The 6,250-nt window shown below is 59.5% G+C and carries 7 protein-coding genes and 1 pseudogene; 3 read left to right on the forward strand and 5 right to left on the reverse strand.

The features are described 5' to 3' along the window. Nucleotides 1-123: 123 nt before the first annotated feature. The 5 genes from A3730_RS29130 to A3730_RS29150 all read right to left on the reverse strand — a co-directional run bounded on the left by A3730_RS29130 (nt 124) and on the right by A3730_RS29150 (nt 3,976). Nucleotides 124-654: a DUF4282 domain-containing protein gene (locus A3730_RS29130; RefSeq protein ID WP_063519256.1), complete on the reverse strand. Its 531-nt coding sequence runs from the start codon at nt 652-654 to the stop codon at nt 124-126. Next, the gene (locus A3730_RS29135) at nt 648-1,685 is read right to left on the reverse strand and encodes a DUF2804 domain-containing protein (protein ID WP_063519257.1); all 1,038 of its coding nucleotides are present in this window, start codon (nt 1,683-1,685) and stop codon (nt 648-650) included. The genes A3730_RS29130 and A3730_RS29135 overlap by 7 nt, the downstream gene beginning before the upstream one ends. Then, nucleotides 1,682-2,494 (reverse strand): DUF1853 family protein, encoded by an 813-nt coding sequence (locus A3730_RS29140; RefSeq protein WP_063519258.1) that lies wholly within the window; start codon nt 2,492-2,494, stop codon nt 1,682-1,684. The genes A3730_RS29135 and A3730_RS29140 overlap by 4 nt, the downstream gene beginning before the upstream one ends. Then, entirely contained in the window at nt 2,494-3,054 is a 561-nt protein-coding gene (locus tag A3730_RS29145; protein ID WP_063519259.1) for a PadR family transcriptional regulator, read from the reverse strand. The genes A3730_RS29140 and A3730_RS29145 overlap by 1 nt, the downstream gene beginning before the upstream one ends. 232 nt (nt 3,055-3,286) lie before the next feature. Beyond that, nucleotides 3,287-3,976, reverse strand: coding sequence for a hypothetical protein (locus tag A3730_RS29150; RefSeq protein ID WP_063519260.1), 690 nt, complete (start codon nt 3,974-3,976; stop codon nt 3,287-3,289). Between the two features lie 172 nt (nt 3,977-4,148). On the opposite strand from A3730_RS29150, the gene A3730_RS29155 reads away from it, so the two are divergent. From A3730_RS29155 to A3730_RS29165, 3 genes and pseudogenes are all read left to right on the forward strand, one after another. After that, entirely contained in the window at nt 4,149-4,616 is a 468-nt protein-coding gene (locus A3730_RS29155; protein WP_063519261.1) for a YbjN domain-containing protein, read from the forward strand. A 19-nt stretch (nt 4,617-4,635) separates the two neighbouring features. Next, nucleotides 4,636-5,301 carry a 2OG-Fe(II) oxygenase gene (locus A3730_RS29160; RefSeq protein ID WP_063519262.1) on the forward strand — a complete coding sequence of 222 codons (666 nt, stop codon included), beginning with the start codon at nt 4,636-4,638 and terminating at the stop codon, nt 5,299-5,301. Beyond that, nucleotides 5,259-6,250, forward strand: a pseudogene (locus tag A3730_RS29165) (hypothetical protein); the annotation flags it as partial. The gene A3730_RS29160 and the pseudogene A3730_RS29165, both read left to right, overlap by 43 nt.

Genomic DNA, 6,250 nt, shown 5'->3' on the forward strand with positions numbered 1-6,250 from the left:
TGCGTGAGCATATTTTCCAGCGGTTGTTGTTGACTGCGCTGGAAGCGACTCAGGAAAAATAGTGCACGGTACTCCGTGCTTGTCAGTGGGGCACAGGCTAAGCCCGCCCCACTGACAGGAGAGTTATTTCTTTTCGTCCTTATTGTTTTCCTTGGGTGTTTTCCGGTCCGGGCGGGCGCCGCCGCCGGACAGGGCGCGCCAGAAAGGAATGCGGCGGGTTACCGCAACCATTTCGTCAACGCTGTCGCTGATGCCTGACAGGCGATCCACCGTGTCACGCAGTCCTACCAGTTCATCCACATGTTCGGAGATTTTGAATACCACCATGTAGAATTCCAGCAGGGCGCGTAGCACCGATGCGGCGAACAGGAAGGTGAGTGGGGCGGCGAAGAAAAAATAGAAAATCCCGCGCCATGTCGATGCCATAAAAGCTTCCACGCACAGATACAGCAGGCCCATGGCGATGGCGGTCAGGGCAATGCCGTAGACGCCCGGCATGACCTGAATGATCATGTATTTATCGAACTTGAAGTTGAACAGTTCGCGCCAGTATTGCACTACCCAGAAGCATCCCCGGCGGATTTTTTCGTTGAATTTTTCCGGTGCGGACGGCTGGAGGGTCTCCTCGTTGGCATCGCGTTGTTGATCTACCATTTTGCGTACTGCTCCTCGACAAAACCGTAGTGGCGTTCGATTGGCAGGCGGCGCCCGTCATCCAGGCGAAGCTCGCCATCGAAGTGACCAAACAGCTGATTGAAATTGCTGGCAAAAAGCCCCAGGTTAAGGCGCTCTTTGTGGTTTCCGTTGGGGGTGAACTGAAGGTGTACCCGGCCGCACAGGCTGCGGATTGTCCAGGGTTGCATCAGCTCGTCACGGTTGTAATCAAATATCACTCCGCCGGTGGGGACCATGACATCATCAATCCACAGGCAGTTTTCCGAAAAGGTTGTCTCATTGACACCACAGGAAAGGTTGAGCCCGACCCGGGTATCACCAACCCGGGTAGATAGGCAGGCCCAGTTCCAGAATGTTTCACGGCGCATATAACCGGCGGAAAAATCATGGTGGCCATTGGCGTCGATGTCGCTCAGGTCGGTGTGCTTGCCCTGGCGTTGCAACGAGCCGGTGACGGCTTTGCCGGCTACCTTGTTGGCATAGACCCAGCCGTTAATGCCGGTACGGGTGCACAGGGACATGGGCTGGTATGTGGGGCCCTCGTCCATATGGGCTTGCAGTGCCAGGTCATCCAGCTTGATCGACAGGCTTTTGCTCAATGCTCCCTGAGCGTTCTGTTCATAGCCCAGACGGATATCCACGTTTTTTTGCCGGAATACGCTTTCGCCCTGTTGCGGTGACGCGGACATGCGCAGGTCCCTGCCCAGGGGGGAGCGCCAGGTGTATTCGTGCAGGGCGCCGGTTTGCGGCTCAAACAGGTAGAAAAAGGCCATGCCCAGGTAGCCGGTATGGGCAAGGGCGCAACCGGCCAGCAACTCATCACTGATGATGCCGAAATACTGGAACTGCTTGTAATGAAAATGCCGGGCAAAGGAAGAGGCCGGTTTGCCCATCGGGGTGCGGTAATCCGCCGCACGACCGTTAATGTTTGCCACGGTTTCCGGGAAGACACCGAAAGCAACTCGGCCCTGGTTGTCCACCAGTGCCGGCGGTTGTTGTTGAAATGTCATGGGGTTGGCCAGCTGACAGGAACAATAAAGCCCGGTTGGTCATGGTGAGGGCCCGTGACCATGAGCGCGCGTGAATGGCTTTCAACATAGTCAATCACGGTGGCGCGATCAACGAAATTGGTACCTTTGTCTGACATAAACGGTGTGGGCCAGTACGGTCGTTCAATGATTGACCAGGGGCCGTCCTCCAGCTCGTCGGTGGTGCGCCACCAGCCTCGCTCGTGCCCGGGGTTTGGTTTCACACCGGTGGGAGGGATAGCGCGGTGGTAGAATAGCCTGCCGCGGGTCAGCAGAGCCTGGCCGTGCACCTCCCAGCCTTGTTCGGCCAGTTGGGCGCGGGCCACGTTCGATCGGGAACGTGGTAGTTGCTGCTGATAAAGGTGATGGGCCTTGCGGGCCAGGGTGTCGTGGCGATTGGGGCCATACCATTGCTCGGCGGTGGCCAGGTAGAATTTGAGCGCCAGCTCCCAGTGCCACAGCTCGCCGCTCTGCCGGTCACGCACCAGCATGTCCAGTTCCCCCAGGGTGCGGCCTTGTTCGCGAATAGGCAGGTTGCTGGTAATGCGCTCCTGGCCCTGGCTGGCATCCACCAGGGCCGCGACCCACTGCTCGAAGATCAGCCCCAGGCGGCGCGGGCCGGGGTGGGACTGTAATCGGGTGGCGGCGTTATGCAGTAATGCCGGATCGGCTTGCAGCTCTCGTTGCAGCAGATGTCCGGCATCGTGGAAGGGCGAGCAGGGTAACAGGGCGGGAGCCTGAACCAGCCAGCCAAGCTGGCGGAGCAGGGTGTCTGTTGCGTTGTGAGTCATTACACCGATGTGGGCACCGATACTGGCTGCTCTTCACGTTTTTTCAGGGCACTGCGAACCTCGTCGGCCCAGTGCAGCCAGGCCTGCTGATCAAGAATGCCCCGGCGCAGGGTCAGATAGGTAAACAGGTCACGGTCGCGGCTGGTGTCATCCAGTTTGCTGGCCAGTGACTCGAAGGTGTTCAGCCGTTCACGGCGCAGGTCGGCCTGGTCGTCCAGTTCCCGCAGTATGGACGCGCTGTCGGACAGATCGCCGCCGGCAATCTTGACCATGAACGCATCGCGGATGCGCGGTGGTGCGGCTGGCTTGCGAAGCCAGCGAATTAACTCGTCGCGTCCTTCATCCGTGATCCGGTACAGCTTTTTGTCCGGTTTGCCGTCCTGGGGGATATGGCGATATTTCACCATGCTCTGGTCGTTGAGCTTCCCCAGCTCCAGATAGATCTGCTGGTGGGTGGCGTTCCATACCAGCCCGATACTGTTGGCAAATTCGCGAGCGAGGTCGTAACCGCTGGCTTCCTGGTCTTGTAATAGGACAAGTATGGCATGGCGCAAAGACACGGCTCACTCCTCGTTTTTTTGTGATGTAATACCAATTTGATAGTAGAGAGCTGTGTAGTTGCTGCGCAATCCGTTGAATAAGTAGTTTTGTAAAAACTTGGTGAAGTTAGCCTACAGGGGTCGGCAAGTGTAAGTATTTGTTATCAAAAGAGATGCAGTGTGTAGGCCGTGTAGCGGATAAAGGAAAGCGACGTTGCACTTTGATGTCAGTGCAACGTCAGCGGGGGTTGTCTTAGCGGGTGCGAGGGGGAAAGGGGAGCAGCATGCTCTCCTGATATTGCGCTGAGGCGAGCAGCTGCTCCGGGCCCAGCTTGGGGATCAGGTTATTTATCAGGCTGCGGCTGGCCTTGCGGGTGGTTTCCACGCCCACGCTGGCGACTTTGCGCAGCACCGGGCCGAAGCCGAGCAACGCCATGGGCTTTTCGAAGTACCAGTCGATGGCTTCATCGGTGAGGGTGAGCAAGTAGGCGGTCAGTTCGCGACGGGCCTTGTCCTCTTCCCCTTCCTGGCACAGCCGGGTTACGTCCTTGCATTGGGCACAGAGCGCCTCGCTAATGGGGAAGGCGACATGCCAGTGGTCGCCGTCGGTAGCGGGGTGGCGCACCTGATCCATATAGTCGGCGGCGGCCTGGTTCTGTGTCAGGTCCATTTTTTTTGCACTGCGGCCGATCACCAGGTGAGTGGTCTTGCTGATGGTGCTGCAGGTCATGTTGACCACTTTGAACATGCCGGGGCTCAGGTCGGCGGCTTGTGCAGCACGGGTAATGAATGCAGCCAGCGCTTCCTCGATAAACTGGGCCATGATGGCCTCAATTTCCTTGGGTTCCGGGCGTTTGGCGCCGCCCTTCATGCGTTGAATAAAGGCGTCGGTACGCTGGTGAAGGCTGTCACTGGAGCGGAAGGCCACGTGGGGAGTTGTCATTCTTGTATTCCTTTCAAGCAATCAGGCACGAAAGCCCCATCTTACCCAGCAGATATTCGGGGATGAATGACACAAAGTGGTGGCCGGGTGGCTATTTCTTTTTCCGGGCGAATGGCAGATGATTCGCGACCGGCAAGAAACCCGCGTTTAGAGCGGGTCTGAGGAGAATGTCATGTTAGGCGTCGTCAACGCGGATGCAGACCAGGTCAAACGCTGGTTGCAGCAAGCCAATATCCAGCACTACATCTGTGAACATTGTCATGCACTGCACCTGTCTGAATTACAGGGCCGTGAAGGAGTGGTGGATGCGCGGCTGTTCGTGGAGGAAGACGGCATCCTGCTGACCAGTGAGCTGGAAGTGCGCCCGGCGACCCTGTTTGCGGTACAGGCGGAACTGAGCCGGTTGAATATGGCGTACCCGTCGGTGAAGCTGTTTCTGGATGTGAATGATGATTCCCTGCCTCGCCTGGTGGTATGTGACCTGTTGCTGGGCCGCAAGGGGGTGAGCTTTGAGCAGTTCATCTATTTTGTGCAGGCAACCGTTGATGCTACCTCGCAATTGCTGGATGAATGCCAGGAAGAAGGCTGGCTGCTATGGCCGGACGACTTTGATTCTGACGCCAGTGGGGCGTTGCACTAACAACGAGAGGGCACGGCCAGTGCATGATAATGCGGATCTGTTGGGCGGGGTAGGCGGCAGTCCACTCGATGGCCTGATTGATGGGCTGGCCCGGCAGGGTTTCGCGGTGGCGCCCGGGTATTTCCCGGCGGCGCTGGTGCGGGCCTTGCGCGAGGAGGCGTGTTACAAGGACCAGCATGGTGAGTTTCGCCTTGCCGGCATTGGCCGTCGCCAGGAACACCAGAAGGATACCCGCGTTCGCAGCGACCGCACCTGTTGGCTAAAAGGTGACTCGCTGGCTCAGTGTCAGTTGTTTGAAGGGTTGGAAAGCCTGCGGCTGGCGGTCAATCGCGAGCTGTTCATGGGGTTGTTCGAGCTGGAATCCCACTTTGCCATTTACGGGCCAGGGGATTTCTACCAGCGCCATGTGGATGCGTTTAATGGCAACAACGGTCGGTTGCTGTCCGTGGTGCTTTATCTCAACGATAACTGGCAAAGCGAATGGGGCGGGCGCCTGCGCATCTGGCCGGAGGCGGATGCAACCCGTGTGGCCACTGAGGTGGAGCCCCGTGCGGGCACGCTGGTGGCGTTCCTCAGCGAGAAAATTCCCCACGAAGTCTTGGCAGCTACCCTGGAACGCTACAGTATTGCCGGATGGTTCCGTTGCAACAACACTACCGCCGACTGGCTCGATCCGCCGCGCTGATACTGGGCTGCCTGCTGCTGCCGCATCCGGTAGCTGCAGCGTTATGTGCGGAACCGGGTCGTGATGGAATCATGCCGGTTGGCAGCACCATCAATGGTTATTTCTCCGGTCCGGACAACCAGGCGTTACCTCCGGGCACCCGTACTTTGACGCTGACCCATTCCCGTGGCCGGGCTGTGCTGCAGCCCGGCGATCTTGCCCTGTTAATGCAGGTTCAGGGCGTCCCCATCAACACATCCAACTCCGCCGCTTACGGCCAGATACGTACCGATGCGCCTGCCTCGTGGGCGCAGGAATGGGTGCGTATTGAGCGGGTGGACGCCGATCAGGTGCGCATTCTCGGCGCGGGTCCGGGGGGCGGGCTACACCATCATTATGAGAATGCCCCGGCTAACCACGAACAGGGTCGCCGGCGCTGGCAGCTGGTGCGGGTGCCGCAATTCGACAGCCTGCGTCTGGAGCAGGACTTGGCTGCATTGCCCTGGGATGGCGTCACCGGCGGGGTGCTGGCAGTGGATGTGCGCCGCCAGCTGGATCTTAATGGCCATAGCCTGTCGGTGCGCGGCACGGGTTTCCGCGGAGCGCCGGCGGTGTCGTTGCAGGGGGCGTTGGGGCGGCCGGATGACTGGCGCTACAGCACGCCCAGCATAGACGATCAGGCGGTGGGCTATGGCCATCATGGCAGCAAGGGGGAGGGCCTGGCAGGCACGCCTTTACTGCTATTGCCCGCTGCGACGATGGGCTACCCCCAGGGCGATATGGCCAGGGGCGCGCCCGCCAATGCCGGTGGCGGAGGGAATGGGCTGGATTTGGTGCACCGGCAGTTGGGCAATGGCGGTGGTGGCGGGAATGGTGGCGCCGGTGACGCGGGGGCGCCGGAACAGGGTGGCGGCGAGGGCGGCCATCAGGCCGTGGCAGGCTGGATACTCGGCGGAGGCGGTGGGGCGGC

It is taken from the genome of Alcanivorax sp. HI0044 (assembly GCF_001634945.1).